The following is a 15336-nucleotide window of genomic DNA, read 5'->3' as shown; positions in this document are numbered from 1 at the left end:
GGAACGCCTTGTCGTCCGTACAAAGCCCACACAGTGAGCTGGTCGGTACGCTCTACCGCGACCATCGCAGTTGGCTACTCGGTTGGCTACGGCGTAATATCGCCTGCGCCGAGCGTGCCGAAGACCTCAGCCAGGACACCTTCGTGCGCCTGCTGGGTCGTGACCAGTTGCCGCCACCGCGTGAACCCCGAGCCTTTCTCCTGGCCATCGCCAGGGGCCTGTTGTTCGATCATTTTCGCCGCGCGGCACTCGAGCAGGCCTATCTGGCCGAGCTGATGCTGATCCCCGAAGCCGAACAACCGTCCCCGGAAGAACAACACCTGATTCTCGAAGACCTCAAGGCCATTGATCGCCTGCTGGGCAAGTTGTCGAGCAAAGCCCGCGCGGCGTTTCTCTACAACCGTCTGGACGGCCTGAACCATGCGCAGATTGCCGAACGCCTGGGTGTTTCCGTGTCCCGTGTGCGCCAGTACCTGGCCCAGGGCATGCGCCAGTGCTACATCGCCCTGTACGGCGAACCGACATGAACGGCAAGCCGGTCAGCGCCCGCGTGCTTGATGCCGCCATCGCCTGGCAGCTGTGCCTGGATTCAGGCAGCGGCACTGCCGACGAACGTGCCGAATTCGCCCGCTGGCATGCCGCCAATGAAGAGCACGCCCGCGCCTGGATGCAACTGGGCATGCTCGACCAACGCTTCAGTGCCGCAGCCGGGCCTGCGCGCCAGGCTTTGCTGCAGTCGCGCGCCAACCTGCGTCAGCGTGTACGCAAGATTGGCAGTGGCGCCGCCAGCCTGGTGCTGGTGGTTGGCTTGCTGAGCTGGGTCAGCGCCTATCAGTCAGTCGGTTACTGGCTCGCCGATCAGCGCACCGGCACCGGCGAGCAACGCAGCCTGCGCCTGACCGACGGCACCCTGATCAGCCTCAACACCCATTCGGCGGTGGACATCCGCTTCGATGAAAAGGAACGCCTGATTGTCCTGCATGAGGGCGAAGTTTCCATCGAGACCGGACACAAGGATGATCGTCCCTTCATCGTCGCTACCGAAGACGGGCGCATGCGTGCACTGGGCACACGCTTCCTGGTCAAAGTGGAAGATCAGGGTACCCGCCTGAGCGTGTTGCAGTCGGCCGTGGCGGCCAGGCCGCAGGACAGCGGCGACGAACAGATTCTGCATGAAGGCCAGCAGGTGCTGATGAGTCATGACCGGCTCGGGCAGATTGCCGGCCTCAACGTCGGTGCCGACGCCTGGACCCGCGGCATGCTGGTGGTCGACAACGTGCCTCTGAGCGAGTTGATCGACGAGCTTGGCCGTTACCGCAGCGGCTACCTGGGGGTTGCGCCGGAGGTGGCCAACCTGCGCATCACCGGTAGCTTCCCGCTGAACGACACCAACCTGGCGCTGACCTCATTGCTGCCGACCTTGCCGGTACAGATCGAGCAGCACACCCCGTGGTGGGTGACGGTGGTGGCTAAACCTAATTCGCCTTAAGGGCCTCATCGCCGGCAAAGCCAGCTCCCACAGGGTTTATTACCCCTAATCCTCTGTGGGAGCCGGCATTGCCGGCGATGGGCTGCGGCAGCAGCCCCGCCTGAAAACTAAATCAAAATAATTTTCACTAACCCCTATCACTTTTTCTCTCTCACTCGGCAAGGAAGCTAGTTAGCACGTATTCGTCGAGGAGTTGCTGCATGTCCCGCGTTTTCCAAACCTTCCTGCGCCCCAGCTTGCTGGCCATCGCCATTGCCCTGTCCGCCCCCGTGGTGAGCAGCTCGCTGGTGGCCGCCGAGCAATCCGGCCTGCACAGTTACAACCTGCCTGCCGCACCGCTGTCGAGCACCCTGAACCAGATCGCCAGCCAGGCCGGCATCGCCCTGACCCTGGACCCGAGCCTGGCCAGCGGTCGCACCTCGGCACCGGTCAGCGGCGAGTACAGCGGCGTGGGCGCCTTGCAGGCGGCATTGCGGGGCACCGGTCTGCAACTGCAGCAAAGCAGCGCGGGCACCTACAGCCTGGTCGCGACGCCCGAAGGTAGCCTGGCGCTGCCGGAAACCAGCATCAACGCCACCGGCGATTATGAAAGCGCCTGGGGCCCGGCCACCGGTTTCACCGCTACCCGCAGCGCTGCAGGTACCAAGACCGACACCCCGATCGTCGAAATACCGCGCTCGATGACGGTCATCACCCGTGAGCAACTGGACGATCGCCAGGTCCTCAACCTCAACGACGCCCTGCGCTACACCGCAGGCGTGCAGAGCAGCGGCTACGCCTCCGACCCCCGCGCCGACTGGCTGCGAGTCCGCGGCTTCGACCCAACCCAGTTCCTTGATGGTTTGCCGCTGCCAAAAGGCTCGTTCGCCAACCCCAAGGTCGAGCCATGGAACCTTGAGCGTATCGCTGTACTGCGTGGTCCGGCTTCGTCCGTCTACGGCCAGACCCCGCCAGGCGGCATGCTCGACATGGTCAGCCGTCGCCCGCAGGCCGAAAGCGCCCACGAGGTCGAAGCGCAGACTGGCAGCAACAACCACCGCCAGATCAACTTCGACAGCACCGGCAGGATCGACGACGAGGGCCAGTTCCTCTACCGCGTCAGCGGCGTGGTGCGCGACAGTGGCTCGCCAACCGATCATGTTCCGGACAAGCGCTACAACCTTGCACCCAGCCTGACCTGGAACATGAATGAAGACACCAGCCTGACCTTCATCACCCAGTTCACCCGCGACGATACCGGCATCTCCGGGCAGTTCCTGCCGATACAGGGCACCAAGCTGGACTCGCCGGCCGGCGATATCTCCCACCACAAGAACCTCGGCGATCCAGACTGGGAATTCTACGACCGCACCTATTACGCGCTCGGTTACGCCTTCGAGCATCGCATGAACGATGTCTGGCAGTTCCGCCAGAACCTGCGCTACACCAAGAGCGATCTGTCGTTCCAGGGCATCAACGTTGCGACCATGAACAACGGCTTCGTCGAGGCAGACGGCACGGTTCCGCGGGAAACCGGCATCGTCAACGAAGACATCAGCCAGTTCGCCGTGGATAACAACTTCCAGGCCGACTTCCAGACCGGAGCCTTGAGCCACACCCTGTTGATCGGCCTCGACCACCAGCGCTCGAACACCAACTACCAATGGGACTACGGCCTGAGCTACAGCGTGCCGCCAGGCAACGTGATCAAGCCGCCGTATGGCCAGGACTTCTCCAACGTCGATTACTTCACCATGTACGACTACAACCAGAAGACCCGCCAGACCGGCCTCTACGTCCAGGACCAGATTGCCCTGGACAACTGGCGCCTGACTTTGGGTGGTCGTGAAGACTGGGTACACACCGGCACCACCTTCCACAACCTCGGCGACGCCACCAGCACCGAACGCGACACGGCCTTCACCGGCAACGTCGGCCTGAGCTATGTCTTCGACAATGGTGTGACCCCGTACATTTCCTATACCGAGTCGTTCCAGCCGACCACCGGCGCAGCGGTCTCGGCCACTCAGTCGTTCAAGCCGACCGAAGGGCGCCAATATGAAGTGGGCGTGAAGTATCAGCCGGTGGGCAGCAAGAACCTGTACACCGCGGCGGTCTACGACCTGCGCCAGGAGAATGTCAAAGTTACCGAAGGCAACCTGACCCGCCAGGTGGGCGAACTGCAGGTCCGCGGCCTTGAACTGGAGGCGACGACCCAGGTAACCGACAATCTCAAGCTGATCGGTTCCTACAGCTACACCGACACCGAAATCCTCAAGGGCGCGGCCAGCGAGCAAGGCAATCGCATGGCTCTGATCCCGCGTAACCAGGCGACCCTGTGGGCTGACTACACCTGGTACAACGGCCCGCTTGACGGCTTTGGCATCGGCGGTGGCGTGCGCTACGTCGGCGACAACTATGGCAACACCGCCAACACCGATCTGGCCCACGTTGGCTCCTACACCGTCTACGATGCCTCGGTCCATTACGACCTGGGCCGCAAGATCAACACCCTCAAAGGCATGACCGTAGCGGTCGAAGCCAAGAACCTGTTCGACAAGGACTACCTGGCCAACTGCGATGGCTACTGGTGCTACTACGGTGACGAGCGCAACGTGGTTGCCAGCGTGAATTACAAGTTCTAAGGGCGTTAATGAAAAGCCAGACCATACGCCGCTGGTCCTTTGTCCACACCTGGACCAGCCTGATCTGCACCCTGTTCCTGCTGATGCTGGCAGTGACCGGCCTGCCGCTGATCTTTCACCACGAGATCGACCACTTGCTGGGCGATGCTCCGCAACTGCAGGAGATGCCCGCCGACACGCCGAAACTGGACCTGCAGCAACTGGTCCTCAAAGCCCAGGCGCATCGCCCGGGCGAAGTCATGCAGTACTTCGGCTGGGATGAGGACGACAGTAATGGCGTGATCGCGATCATGGCGGCCACCGCCGGTACCGAACCGAACTCGTCGCATACCTTCATGCTCGATGCCCGCACCGGCGAAGCGGTGGAAATGCCGTCGGCCAATGGCGGTTTCATGATGACCATGCTGCGCCTGCATGTAGACATGTTTGCCGGCCTGCCCGGCAAGCTGCTGCTGGCGTTCATGGGCGTGCTGTTCGTCGTCGCGATCATCTCCGGCACGGTGCTCTATGCGCCGTTCATGCGCCGCCTGAAGTTCGCCACGGTGCGCCATGAAAAGTCATCGCGCTTGCGCTGGCTCGACCTGCACAACCTGATCGGTATCGTCACCCTGACCTGGGCCCTGGTGGTGGGCGTGACCGGGGTGATCAGTGCCCTGTCGGACCTGGTCATCGCGGCGTGGCGCAACGACAGTCTGAGCGCGATGGTGGCGCCTTACCGTGATGCACCGCCCTTGACGCAACTGGCACCGGTCAGCCGGGTACTGGACATCGCCGCCGACGCCGCGCCGGGGATGGTCCCGGACTTTATCGCGTTCCCGGGCACACGCTTTTCCAGCGAACATCATTACGCGGTGTTCATGAAGGGCGGTACGCACCTGACCGCACACCTGCTGACGCCGGTACTGATCGATGCATCGACCCTGGCGGTGACCGCCGTTGGCGATCGCCCCTGGTACATGGACGCGATGGGACTGTCGCAGCCGCTGCACTTTGGTGACTACGGTGGCCGGCCGATGCAGATCCTCTGGGCGCTGCTCGATGTACTGACCATCATCGTGCTGGGCAGCGGACTGTACCTGTGGTGGGGCAAGCAACGGCGTCCGCGGGTGCAGGAGGTGGCAGCATGAGCCACCGATCGCAATCAACCCGCAGGGTCTTTGCCTGGCCGCTGGTCATTGGCCTGTCGGGTGCCGCCGGGCTGTTCGCCGCGCTGCTTGGTGATGGCTGGTGGGATGCTCTGGCCTGGGTTGGCCTGGGCATTCCCGCGGTGTTGGGTCTGCGTGGGTTCTGGCGACCCCGCACCTCAGTGTCATAACAGTGTACCGACTGCGCCTGACTACGCGCTCCTAGCATGGCCAGCTCCTTTTCTGCAGGAGCTGGACCATGACCCCCCTTGAACGCATCGAAGCCGTCGATCAGCAGATCGCCGAGCTGCTCAAAGACCTTCCATCCCCTGAGCACCCCCCGAATGACCACCAAGGTGCGCGCCAGCGTCTTCATGGCGCATTGGCGAGTTTCTGGTCGAGCGCAAATCCTCAAGGTGTCACGCGCAAACAGCAACTGATCACCCTGCGCCGCGATCAGATGCTCGCTGAAATCGACCTGCGCATGGCCGACCAGACCCTGAGCGCCGACCAGGCCTGGCAGATGCGAACCTGCCTGGAGCTTCCTCAGTCCTGGCAACGCCGGCATCTGCCACAGCAGCAGCGCCCACAGGTCTATCGGCCGCTGCTGGAGAGCAGCCAACCGAACTGGCGCAGCTACCTGCATGGCACCCTGGTGATCATTGCAGGCACCCCGGAAGGCACCCTGCTCAACCCGGGAGAGACCAGTGGCTGGGCGTTGCTATGCAGCTTGTCCCATGGCATCGAAGCCTATGCCACGCTTGCCGAGCTACACGCCGAACTGTGCGAGCGCCTGGACGATCCACAGCAAAGCAGACCCCTGCTCCATCTCTTCAGCAACCAGGAGGATGCCGAACGCGCGCGTCATGCCGAACGGCTGCGCTATGACTGGTACGCCTATGATCTGCTCGAAGAACAGATCGAGCGTCTGCTCGACACCCAGCGACAACGCCTGAGCAACGCCTGGCTGCAAGAACAACAGGGCAACCTCCTGGCCCGGCTCGACAAGGCAATGAGCCTGAAGGAAGACTGTGGCGCTCAGGCTGCACTGCAAACCCGCTATTCCTTGCTGCTGGAGAAACACTTGCCCGCATGGCTGCGCAAGACCAGCGCCCAGGGGTTGAGTCACATCATGCAGACCCTGCAAGAACTGGTGCTGGCCACGGAAGAAGCGGCCGCACCCGGCATCCTCACCCTCACCCGGTTTCAACAGCAACACAGCTTGCTGGCATGGACCCGCGAGCGCCTGCAGACACGCATTCGACACGATCTGGGCGTAACGCTTGCGCCTGAACAGATCAGGGTCAGCATCACCCGCGGGCGCCAGACCGGGCCGCATCTGAATCCGCTGAACCCATCGAGTCATGTCACCTGGCAAGGCGTAGTCCGCGTCGGCGACGAACTCGTGGAGATGATCACCCAAACCTTCCCGTTAGACCTATTGGCCTTGAACAATCTGCCCTGGTTCGATTTTGACTACTGGCTGACGGCGAGGATTTCTCATGCGCAAGGAGCGGAGCTTCCCGACGATCTCTCGCCCGCCTATGTGAAGACGCTTATCCGCGATCTGAACGTCGGCGCAAGCTATGCCGAATTTCTCTATACCCAATTGATCGATTCACGCGCCGGGCGTTGGCGCACGCAGGCGCACGCCCGGATCAACCGTGCCCGGATGCGCGCCGAAGCGGCCAAAGCCCGCTATGCCGGACACTTCGCCGAAGATCGGCTGGAACGCGGATACCGTTGGGTGACTGCCGTACTCGACGCCCCTGACAATGGCAACCGCCGCCAAGTGGAGGGCCACTCGATTCAGGTTCGGCAATTGCTGATCAAGGGACACACCCTGCAAGGCGTACTGTTGATCAATGCTCAGGAGCAGAGCATTCCCTCCTTTGTCCTGTACACCCCTGACGCACCGGACAGGCGATCCTGGCGCGAATACAGCAGCGTCCGTGAGCTGCTACGTGCCGTACGTGCCAGCCCGCCGCTACGCCAGTACATTACCCAACGTCTGCCGCAACTCGATCCGGCCATTACCGAGCGACTGCTGACCAAAGGTCGACTGGGCCCTTACTTCACCCAGCCAGCCATCTCCGGTGATCTGTTCTTCGCTTACTACATGGCTGAAGTACGCGGCCTGCTCGCGGCGGTCAACACCAGCAGTCGAACGACCACCGAGGTCAACGTGCAGTCGGTCATCGATGCAGCCTGGCTGATCGTCGATCTGATCAGTCTGGTACTCCCCAATCGCGCCATGCTGGCACTGTCCACAGGCCGCCTGGCGCTTGAGGTCTGGGATGGCTTCGAAGCCTATAGGCAAGAGGACCGGGAAGGCGTTCTCAGGCACCTCTACAACGCCCTTAGTCACGCCAATGACGCGGCCACCAGCTACGTTGGTACAGGCTTCATGCGCCGGGCCATCCGCGGCATACCCAAACGACCACCGTTGCCGGTGCCAAGCCGCTTCCAGGTCAGCCCCGAAACCAGCACGCTGCGCTACCGTATCGATGGCATCTATGGCGAAGGTGTGTACGAAAAAGCTTCTGCGTTTGAAGGGCTCTCCCAGTACTACGTGAAGGATAACCAGGGGCACTATTACAAGGTCAGCTTCGATGGCCAGCGTTGGCATGTGCTCGATCCCGAAGAACCGGACGCCTACCTTCAACTCCCGCTCAAACGTCGCGAGAACGGTGACTGGGTTATCGACTCACCGGTGATCTGGAACGAAGGACTGCCGGACCTGAAACGCTTGCTGGATGCCTGTCGCCTGGCAGACCCGCTTGATGGCCAAGCTGTCGACAGCAGCCACGGAGTGTATGAAGACGACGGCCAGCTGTACCTGCAGGCCGGCCCCAGGCAGCTGCCTCTGCGTCGGCACCTGCTGGACAAGCACTTTCACCTGATTATTCCCGACGCCCAGCGCGCCACGGTTGTTGCCTGGGCGGTACTGCGCTGGCACCAGGGCAGTTGGCGCATCAGGGTCCGCCAGACCGGCCGCAGCAGCGACTGGCTGGCGTTGCCTGCGGGCTACTCGGAGATACGTGGCAGCAACTGATCCAGGCGTTGATGCAGGGCACTGCCACTCGGCCAGTTACGCAACAGCCGCGCCCGGTCACGGGCGAAGGCCGGGGCGAAACTGAGCTGGGTGGCGTGCTGACACATGGCGTCCAGGTCGATCAGCGACCACTGGCCGTCCTGCCAGAACAGGTTGTGGCCCTTCATGTCGCCATGGCTGATGCGCTCATGGATCAGCTGCTTCAACAGCGCCTGCAACGCCTGCAGCTGCACCTCAGGCACCTCGCCACTGTCGACGTAAGGCGCGAAGCATTCGATCAGGTCCGGCCCGTCGGCATACTCGGTCACCAGGTAGGCGCGACTGCGCAGGCCAATGACCCGCTGCTCCAGCACCGCCAGCGGCCGTGGCGTGGCGATGCCGAGAAACTCCAGGCGATGCCCTTCGATCCACGAGTGCCAGGCCCGGCTCGGGCGCCAGAAGCGCTTGAACCAGTGCGCGGTGTTCTTGATGTTGTAGCGTTTGAGGACCAATGGCCGGCCATTCACATCAATGCGCGCGACACTGGCGGCACCACCGGTCTTGTACAGGTGACCCTGGTCGATCAGCGCATCGGCCTGCTCCAGCACCGGCAGCATGGCCGTCAGTTCGCTGCGGCGGATCGAACGCAACCCGGAGAGACTGCGCTCGACGCTGAACAACGTGCACTCGCGCCCGGCCTTCTCCAGGTAATCCTTCAGACGCCAGTTGCGCACCTTGTCGATCTGCTTCTGCAGGGCTTCCAGAGGCAGCGCGTGCTCGGCGTTGGCCAGCAGGTAATGCACCAGCAGTTCTTCGATGAACGGCTCCAGCCGCTTGGGCAGTTGCGCGAAGAGGACGCCAAGGTTCTGCAACACTTGCGGACGAGACAGGGGTTTGCCCAGGGTCTCAGCCTTGATCCCGGCACCATCGATCAGGTACAGCTGGCCGCCATGGCGCAACAGGTTGTCCAGGTGCAGGTCTTCCTGCCACAAGCCCTTGGCATGCATCTGCCCGACTGCCGCCAGCGCTTCAGCGAGCACCAGCTGCTGCTCATCGGCCAGCGGCGGCAAGGCTTCGACCGCTGCCCAGGCATCGGCCAGGCTCTGCGCGTCTTCGAGGAATTCGAACAGTAACCAGCCACCCTCACCTTCGCGCAAGCCATCGGCAAGCAGCAGCGGTGTGGTCAGGCCTTGTGCGGCCAGCAAGCGTGCACCTTCAAGCTCACGCTGGAAATGCCGGGAAGCACTGCTGCCCACCAGCAACTTTGCCAGCACCGGCTTGCCACGCCAGACGCCGGCGCCGACATAACGCTGCCCGGGCAACACCCGCAGCAGGCTGAGCAGTTGCAGCTCGGCATTGCCAGCGGCGTCGGCCAGGCTGATGTTCAGGGGCAGGTCCGGGTGTCGCCCGGCATCCTTGAGTTCGGACAAACGCATCAACGTGCCTCTTTCGCACGGCGGCGGCGCGTCAGGCGCTGCAGCCAGGTATCGACCAGCATGCTGTCGGCAGGCTGCTCCAGGTAGGATGACAGCATCACCCGCACTTCAGCTTCGCTCCAGACCGGGGCACGGCGCAACAGCGGTTCAAGGTCCTTGAGCCGGTCACGCATGCCCAGCAACAGCGGCCGGGTTTTCTCCAGGTCGATCAGTTGCGCCAGCCAGCCATCGCTGCGCTCGCGCAGGAAGATGTGCTTGGGATAGAAGCAGCCATGCACCTGGCCGGCGGCGTGCAGGGTACGCGCCAGCAGGCCACAGGCACGCAGGATGTCCTGGCGCTGGCCGATCTCCAGCATCGGCCATTGCCCGAGCAAGCCGTCCAGATCGTCCCAGTCGTCGAGGGCACGGGTCATCAGGATCGCCCGGCGTTCGCCGTCGACTGTGCGCTCACCGTAGTAGACCGCCTGCAGCGCGGGAATCCCCAGCTTCTGATAGCGGCTGATATTGCGAAACTCACGGGCGAAGGTCGGCTCGCCGAAGGGCCGGTGCAAGGTACGGGTCAGGTAATCGCTCTGGCGCTTGAGGTAATAGCCTTTACCCTCCAGCTCCAGGCGAAAGACGCTGCTCCAGCCGCCGCGACCGGTATTGGGCTCATCCACCGCGTCGAGTTGCAGTGCCCAGAGCTGGTCGAAACCGTTCAGGCCATGGCGCTCAAGCAGTGCCGTCTCGGCACTGGCGAGAAAGTCATTCATTCGCGTCCCTCGAAAAACGTCACGACATGCCGGATCCGACGCTTGTCCGCCGCATTCAGGCGCTCGCGTCCACGATACTGCAGGTAAAAGCGCAAACGCTGGGTGGCCGACAGGTGATACTTGGCCACTTTGTCCAGGCATGCCAGGTCTTTGGTGATCCGGTAGCGCAGCATGAAGCCCCACCAGAAGTCGCCGGTCGGGCAATCGATCAAGAATAGCCGGGCCTGGTCATCGACCAGCAGGTTGCGCCACTTCAGGTCGTTATGGGTGAAGTGGTGGTCATGCATGATCCGCGTATGCCGGGCCAGTTGACGGCTGACGTGGTCTACCCAGCCGCGGTCGGCCAGACGTTGATCCTTGCGCTCGGCCAGCGCCGACAGGTCTTCGGTGCGCGGCAGCTCACGGGTGATCATCGCCCCGCGGCCAAAGGCCAGACCGTTGCGCTCCAGGCCCCAGGCCACGACTTCGGCGGTGGGAATGTCCCACTTGGCGAACTGCTTGAGGTTCTGCCACTCGGCCTTGATCCGCGGACGCCCCAGGTAGCGGCGCAAGCCTTTGCCGGCACCGATGTAACGTTTGACGTAATAGTTGACGCCGTCACGCTGAACGCGGATCACCTCACTCAACGGATCGTGCGTCAGGCGCTCGCCCTGCAAGGCGAAGACCGCCTCGATACTGCCAAAATCCGCCGCCAGTGCCTGGCAATCAGGCGCCAGTGTCCATCCCGCCATCAGAGCGCATCCCCGTATCGTTGTTTACGCTCGTAGAGCTTCTGGGCCTTGCCTTCCAGCCAGCGCAGCAGCGCGGCCTCTTCAGCAAGGATCTGACGCAGTGGTTGCTGGAAATAACCACGCAGGAAGCGCAGCTTGTCGCGCGTGGTCAGGCCGATGTCCAGCGCCGAGAAATACAGCGCAGCCAGGTCCTTGTTACGCCAGCGTCGGGAGATGGTGGTCCGGGTCTGAGCACGGTGCAGGTCGATCACCGACAGCCTGAAATCATCAGCCGTCACTTCACGATCGGTGTGCAGCAGGAAATGGCAGATGTAGCAGTCACGGTGATTGACCCCGGCGCGGTGCATCATCCCGGTCATGCGCGCCACTTCGGCAATCAGCGCATGCTTGAGACGCGGCAGCGGCGGCTGCTTGACCCAGTCGATACTGAAGTCTTCCAGGCTGATGGTCGGTGCCAGCTCTTCGGTGACGATGAACGAATGCTGCCCGGCCGGATTGCTGCCACGTTCGCCGTAAGCGACGGCGGTCATGGTCGGCACCCCGACTTCATGCAGGCGCTGGATTGCCCGCCATTCCTGGCCGGCGCCGAGCACCGGCAGCTTGGCAGTAAACAGGTTCTTGAAGATCTCGCCCCAGCCAATGCCGCGGTGGATCTTGACGAAGTAGCCACGCCCTTCGACTTCAGTACGCAGGGTGCGACGGCCTTCCAGCTCGCGGTATACCTGACCCTGCAGGCCCTCCACGGCATCAAAGGCATCGCGCCCGGCCCACAGGCGTTTGAACGGCTCGGCCAGTATCAGTTTCATTTACGCTCCGGGGCCAGGATCACATCGGCGGCATGCTCGGGCATGCTGTAGAGATCAGCGCTGTCGGCGAAGGCCAGCCCGTTGCGCGCCCAGCTGGCGCGGGCCGCATCGTCTTCGAGCATGCGTTGCAGGTACTGGTTGAGCTGCTCCTGTTCGAACGGCTCGTCAAGCACCAGGCCACTGTCGGCCTCGGCAATGTAATGGGCATAGCCACAGACCTTTGACACCAGCACCGGCAAGCCGGCAACCAGCGCTTCGAGCAACACCGTGCCGGTGTTTTCGTTATAGGCCGGGTGAATCAACAGGTCGGCACCGAGCAGGAAACGCGGGATATCACTGCGGCCTTTGAGGAACTGCACCTGATCGGTCAAGCCAAGGGCCGCGCTTTGCAGCTGGAACACCTTGGGATCATCCTGACCGATGACCATCAGCCGCGTGCGTTTGCGCAGTGCCGACGGCAAGGCCGCCAGGGCCTTGAGGCTGCGGTCGACGCCCTTGGTCTTGAACCCGGAGCCGATCTGCACCATCAGCAACTGGTCGTCCTTGAGGTCGAACTCGCGACGAAATTCGGCGCGGATCTCGGCGGCGTTGGCCGGTGCCCGGCGGTCTTGGGAAATACCCGGTGGCAGCAGATGGAAACGCTCCAGCGGGGTACCGTAATGCTTGATGAACAGCGGTTGCTGGACTTCCGAGATCATCAGGACCTCGGTCTTGGCGTCCTTGGCAAACACCGCGCGCTCATACTCGGCAAAGTGCCGGTAGCGGCCCCAGCGCCGGTACAGCGAGTTACGCAGGTTCTGCGCCTTGTCTTCGAAACAGCCATCAGCGGCGTAGTAGACATCCAGCCCCGGCATCTTGTTGAAGCCGATCAGGCGGTCGACCGGACGCTTGGCCAGGTCGGCTTCCATCCAGGCACTGAGTTTTTCATTGCGCCGATGGTTGAACAGCGCCTTGACCGGCGCCACCAGCACTTCGAAGCCTTCCGGCACATCGCCTTCCCAGATCAGCGTGTAGACGCGGATCTGATGGCCACGCCGCTGGCACTCCAGCGCAATACGCATGAAGTCGCGCTGCAGGCCACCGAAGGGGAAATATTTGTACAGCACAAAAGCCAGTTGCATTAACGAACATCCTCAGCCAGCAGCAACGCGCGCAATTGGCTCGCCACACGCTCGGGATTCAGGCGAGTGAAGCACAGCGGCCACTCGCGTTTGAGATCGAACCGGCGCTGGTCTTCAGCGCTCGGTTTATAGGTACATTTCTTCTGCAGGCAGGGTGCGCAGGCAAGATCGCTGGCCAGGTGGACCTGAGACTTGCCGTAGGCACCGGTCAGCCCCGGGTTGGTTGGGCCGAACAACGACAGGGTCGGCACATCCAGCGCCGCCGCCAGATGACCGAGACCGGTATCCACCGCCACACAGGCTTTGGCAGCCGCCAATACGCGAGCCACACCGACCAGGTTCAATTTGGGCAGTACCTGGCAGTTATTCAAGCCCTTGGCGATGCGCTCGGCGCGCGCCTGCTCGGCCGGGTTGCCCCACGGCAGACGCACCTCCAGACCCTGCTGGCCGAGGCGCTCGGCCAGCTGACGCCAGTAGGCCTCGGGCCAGTGCTTGGTCGCCCAGGTCGTACCGTGCAGAAACACCACGAACGGCGCGGCCGCTGGCAACTGCAGGCGGTTGAGGTCCAGACCGTAGTCGCCCAGACCGGCCGGCAGGTCGTAGCCCAGGGCCAGGGCGAACAGCTGACGCACCCGTTCCACCGCATGTTGTCCACGCTGCACCGAAAAACGTCGGTCATAGAAGCGGCTGGCCAAGCCTTCGCGCGCCGAATAGCGATCGAGCCCGGCCACCGGAGTCTTGACGTAGCGGGTCAGCCACGCGGATTTGACCAGGCCCTGGGCATCAATCACCAGGTCATACTTGGTCTCGCGCAAACGCTGCTTGAACTGGCGCCATTCGCCATTCTTGAAGGTCTGCCAGAGGTTCTTGCGCCAGCGGCGAATCGCCACCGGAATCACCTTGTCCACCGCCGGGTGCCAGCTGGGGATCTCGGCAAAGCCTTCCTCGACCACCCAATCGAAGCGAATACCGGGAATCGCCCGGGCCGCGTCGGTGAGTGCCGGCAGTGCGTGAATCACGTCGCCCAGGGAAGAGGTCTTGATCAGCAATACCCGCACTTAGTCGACCTCGGCCAGAACATCGATCAGGCCCGGACCATTGAGGCGCTGCAACGCAGCCACCACTGCCTCGGGCTCGAGCTGACGCAAGCAGTTGTAATGGCCGAAACGGCAGGTACGGTCGAAGCAGGGGCTGCATTCCAGGCCCAGGCGCACCACTTCGACCTGATCGGCCAGCGGCGGAGTGAAGCCCGGCGAGGTCGAGCCGTAAACAGCCACCAGCGGCCGGTTGAGGGCAGCGGCGACATGCATCAGCCCGGAATCGTTGGACACCACGGCATCGCTGCACGACAGCAGGTCGATGGCTTCGGCCAGCGAAGTTTCGCCACTGAGGTTGCTGGCTTCCTCACGCAGGCCAGGAATCAGCCGGTCGCGAATCGACTCGCCCACGACGTGATCGTTCTTCGAGCCGAACAGCCAGACCTGCCAGCCCTCACGGATCTTGGTCTCGGCCACCTTGGCGTAATGCTCCGACGGCCAGCGCTTGGCTTCGCCGAACTCGGCGCCCGGGCACAAAGCCAGCACCGGACGGTCCAGGCTCAGGCCGAACTTGGCCAGGGCGGCATCGCGGCTGGCGGCCTCGATCTGCAGGCTCGGGCGCGGGTACGGCTTGGGCAACTCGGTACCCGCCGGGTAGGCCAGGGCCATGAAGCGCTCGATCATCAGCGGATAACGCGCCTTGTCCAGCTTGCGCACATCGTTGAGCAGGCCGAAACGTAGCTCGCCGCGCCAGCCGGTACGCTTGGGGATACCGGCAAAGAACGGCACCAACGCCGACTTCAGCGAGTTGGGCAGCAGGATCGCCTGGTCGTACTGACCGGCCAGGGACTTGCCGATACGCCGCCGGGTCGCCAGTTCCAGGGCGCCGTGGCCGAGCGGAAAGCTCAAGGCCTGGCGCACTTCAGGCATGCGTTCGAGGATCGGCCGGCTCCACTCGGGGGCCAGCACGTCGATCACACACGCCGGATGTTGCTGCTTCAGGCAATGGAACAAGGTTTGCGCCATTACCATGTCGCCCACCCAGCTGGGGCCAATGATCAAAATTCTCATGCTTTATCCAGAAACGATCAGGGAGGCTGCAGCCTGTCCGCGAACAGCCTGGCCTCCCCTCTTTATATTCAGGCTATATGTGGACCAGTGTACGCCACTCGGGCTGTAGTG

13 protein-coding genes are annotated in these 15336 nt (G+C 62.9%); 6 read left to right on the top strand and 7 right to left on the bottom strand.

Going from position 1 to position 15336, the window contains the following annotated elements; all coding sequences use genetic code 11:
• Window positions 1–8: 8 nt before the first annotated feature.
• The 6 genes from ACVI9W_RS14435 to ACVI9W_RS14410 all read left to right on the top strand — a co-directional run bounded on the left by ACVI9W_RS14435 (window position 9) and on the right by ACVI9W_RS14410 (window position 8292).
• On the top strand, window positions 9–527 hold the full coding sequence (locus tag ACVI9W_RS14435; protein WP_191831326.1) for an RNA polymerase sigma factor: 519 nt from the start codon (window positions 9–11) through the stop codon (window positions 525–527).
• Window positions 524–1489 carry a FecR domain-containing protein gene (locus tag ACVI9W_RS14430; protein ID WP_461530355.1) on the top strand — a complete coding sequence of 322 codons (966 nt, stop codon included), beginning with the start codon at window positions 524–526 and terminating at the stop codon, window positions 1487–1489. The genes ACVI9W_RS14435 and ACVI9W_RS14430 overlap by 4 nt, the downstream gene beginning before the upstream one ends.
• A gap of 200 nt (window positions 1490–1689) precedes the next feature.
• Window positions 1690–4113 carry a TonB-dependent siderophore receptor gene (locus ACVI9W_RS14425; RefSeq protein ID WP_461530354.1) on the top strand — a complete coding sequence of 808 codons (2424 nt, stop codon included), beginning with the start codon at window positions 1690–1692 and terminating at the stop codon, window positions 4111–4113.
• Between the two features lie 8 nt (window positions 4114–4121).
• Entirely contained in the window at window positions 4122–5240 is a 1119-nt protein-coding gene (locus tag ACVI9W_RS14420; protein WP_461530353.1) for a PepSY-associated TM helix domain-containing protein, read from the top strand.
• Window positions 5237–5428: a hypothetical protein gene (locus tag ACVI9W_RS14415; protein ID WP_038605917.1), complete on the top strand. Its 192-nt coding sequence runs from the start codon at window positions 5237–5239 to the stop codon at window positions 5426–5428. The genes ACVI9W_RS14420 and ACVI9W_RS14415 overlap by 4 nt, the downstream gene beginning before the upstream one ends.
• 68 nt (window positions 5429–5496) lie before the next feature.
• Entirely contained in the window at window positions 5497–8292 is a 2796-nt protein-coding gene (locus ACVI9W_RS14410; protein ID WP_461530352.1) for a dermonecrotic toxin domain-containing protein, read from the top strand.
• Here the strand turns inward: ACVI9W_RS14410 and ACVI9W_RS14405 are convergent.
• The 7 genes from ACVI9W_RS14405 to waaF are packed head-to-tail and all read right to left on the bottom strand — an operon-like array spanning window position 8265 to window position 15225.
• A complete protein-coding gene (locus ACVI9W_RS14405) occupies window positions 8265–9707 on the bottom strand; it encodes a lipopolysaccharide kinase InaA family protein (RefSeq protein ID WP_461530351.1) in 1443 nt (480 codons plus the stop codon). The genes ACVI9W_RS14410 and ACVI9W_RS14405 overlap by 28 nt on opposite strands.
• Window positions 9707–10459, bottom strand: coding sequence for a lipopolysaccharide kinase InaA family protein (locus ACVI9W_RS14400; protein WP_038605912.1), 753 nt, complete (start codon window positions 10457–10459; stop codon window positions 9707–9709). The genes ACVI9W_RS14405 and ACVI9W_RS14400 overlap by 1 nt, the downstream gene beginning before the upstream one ends.
• Window positions 10456–11190, bottom strand: coding sequence for a lipopolysaccharide kinase InaA family protein (locus ACVI9W_RS14395; RefSeq protein WP_038605910.1), 735 nt, complete (start codon window positions 11188–11190; stop codon window positions 10456–10458). The genes ACVI9W_RS14400 and ACVI9W_RS14395 overlap by 4 nt, the downstream gene beginning before the upstream one ends.
• Window positions 11190–11996, bottom strand: coding sequence for a lipopolysaccharide core heptose(I) kinase RfaP (gene rfaP / locus ACVI9W_RS14390; RefSeq protein ID WP_038605909.1), 807 nt, complete (start codon window positions 11994–11996; stop codon window positions 11190–11192). The genes ACVI9W_RS14395 and rfaP overlap by 1 nt, the downstream gene beginning before the upstream one ends.
• Window positions 11993–13117, bottom strand: a complete 1125-nt coding sequence (locus ACVI9W_RS14385; protein WP_038605906.1) for a glycosyltransferase family 4 protein — start codon at window positions 13115–13117, stop codon at window positions 11993–11995. The genes rfaP and ACVI9W_RS14385 overlap by 4 nt, the downstream gene beginning before the upstream one ends.
• Window positions 13117–14175, bottom strand: a complete 1059-nt coding sequence (gene waaC, locus ACVI9W_RS14380) for a lipopolysaccharide heptosyltransferase I (RefSeq protein WP_461530350.1) — start codon at window positions 14173–14175, stop codon at window positions 13117–13119. The genes ACVI9W_RS14385 and waaC overlap by 1 nt, the downstream gene beginning before the upstream one ends.
• A complete protein-coding gene (gene waaF, locus ACVI9W_RS14375; RefSeq protein WP_461530349.1) occupies window positions 14176–15225 on the bottom strand; it encodes a lipopolysaccharide heptosyltransferase II in 1050 nt (349 codons plus the stop codon).
• Window positions 15226–15336: the final 111 nt, after the last annotated feature.

The sequence above is a fragment of the Pseudomonas sp. 210_17 TE3656 genome (genome assembly GCF_054821965.1).
The sequence above is the reverse complement of the archived record's forward strand: the minus strand, read 5'-3'. Positions and strand labels throughout refer to the sequence as shown.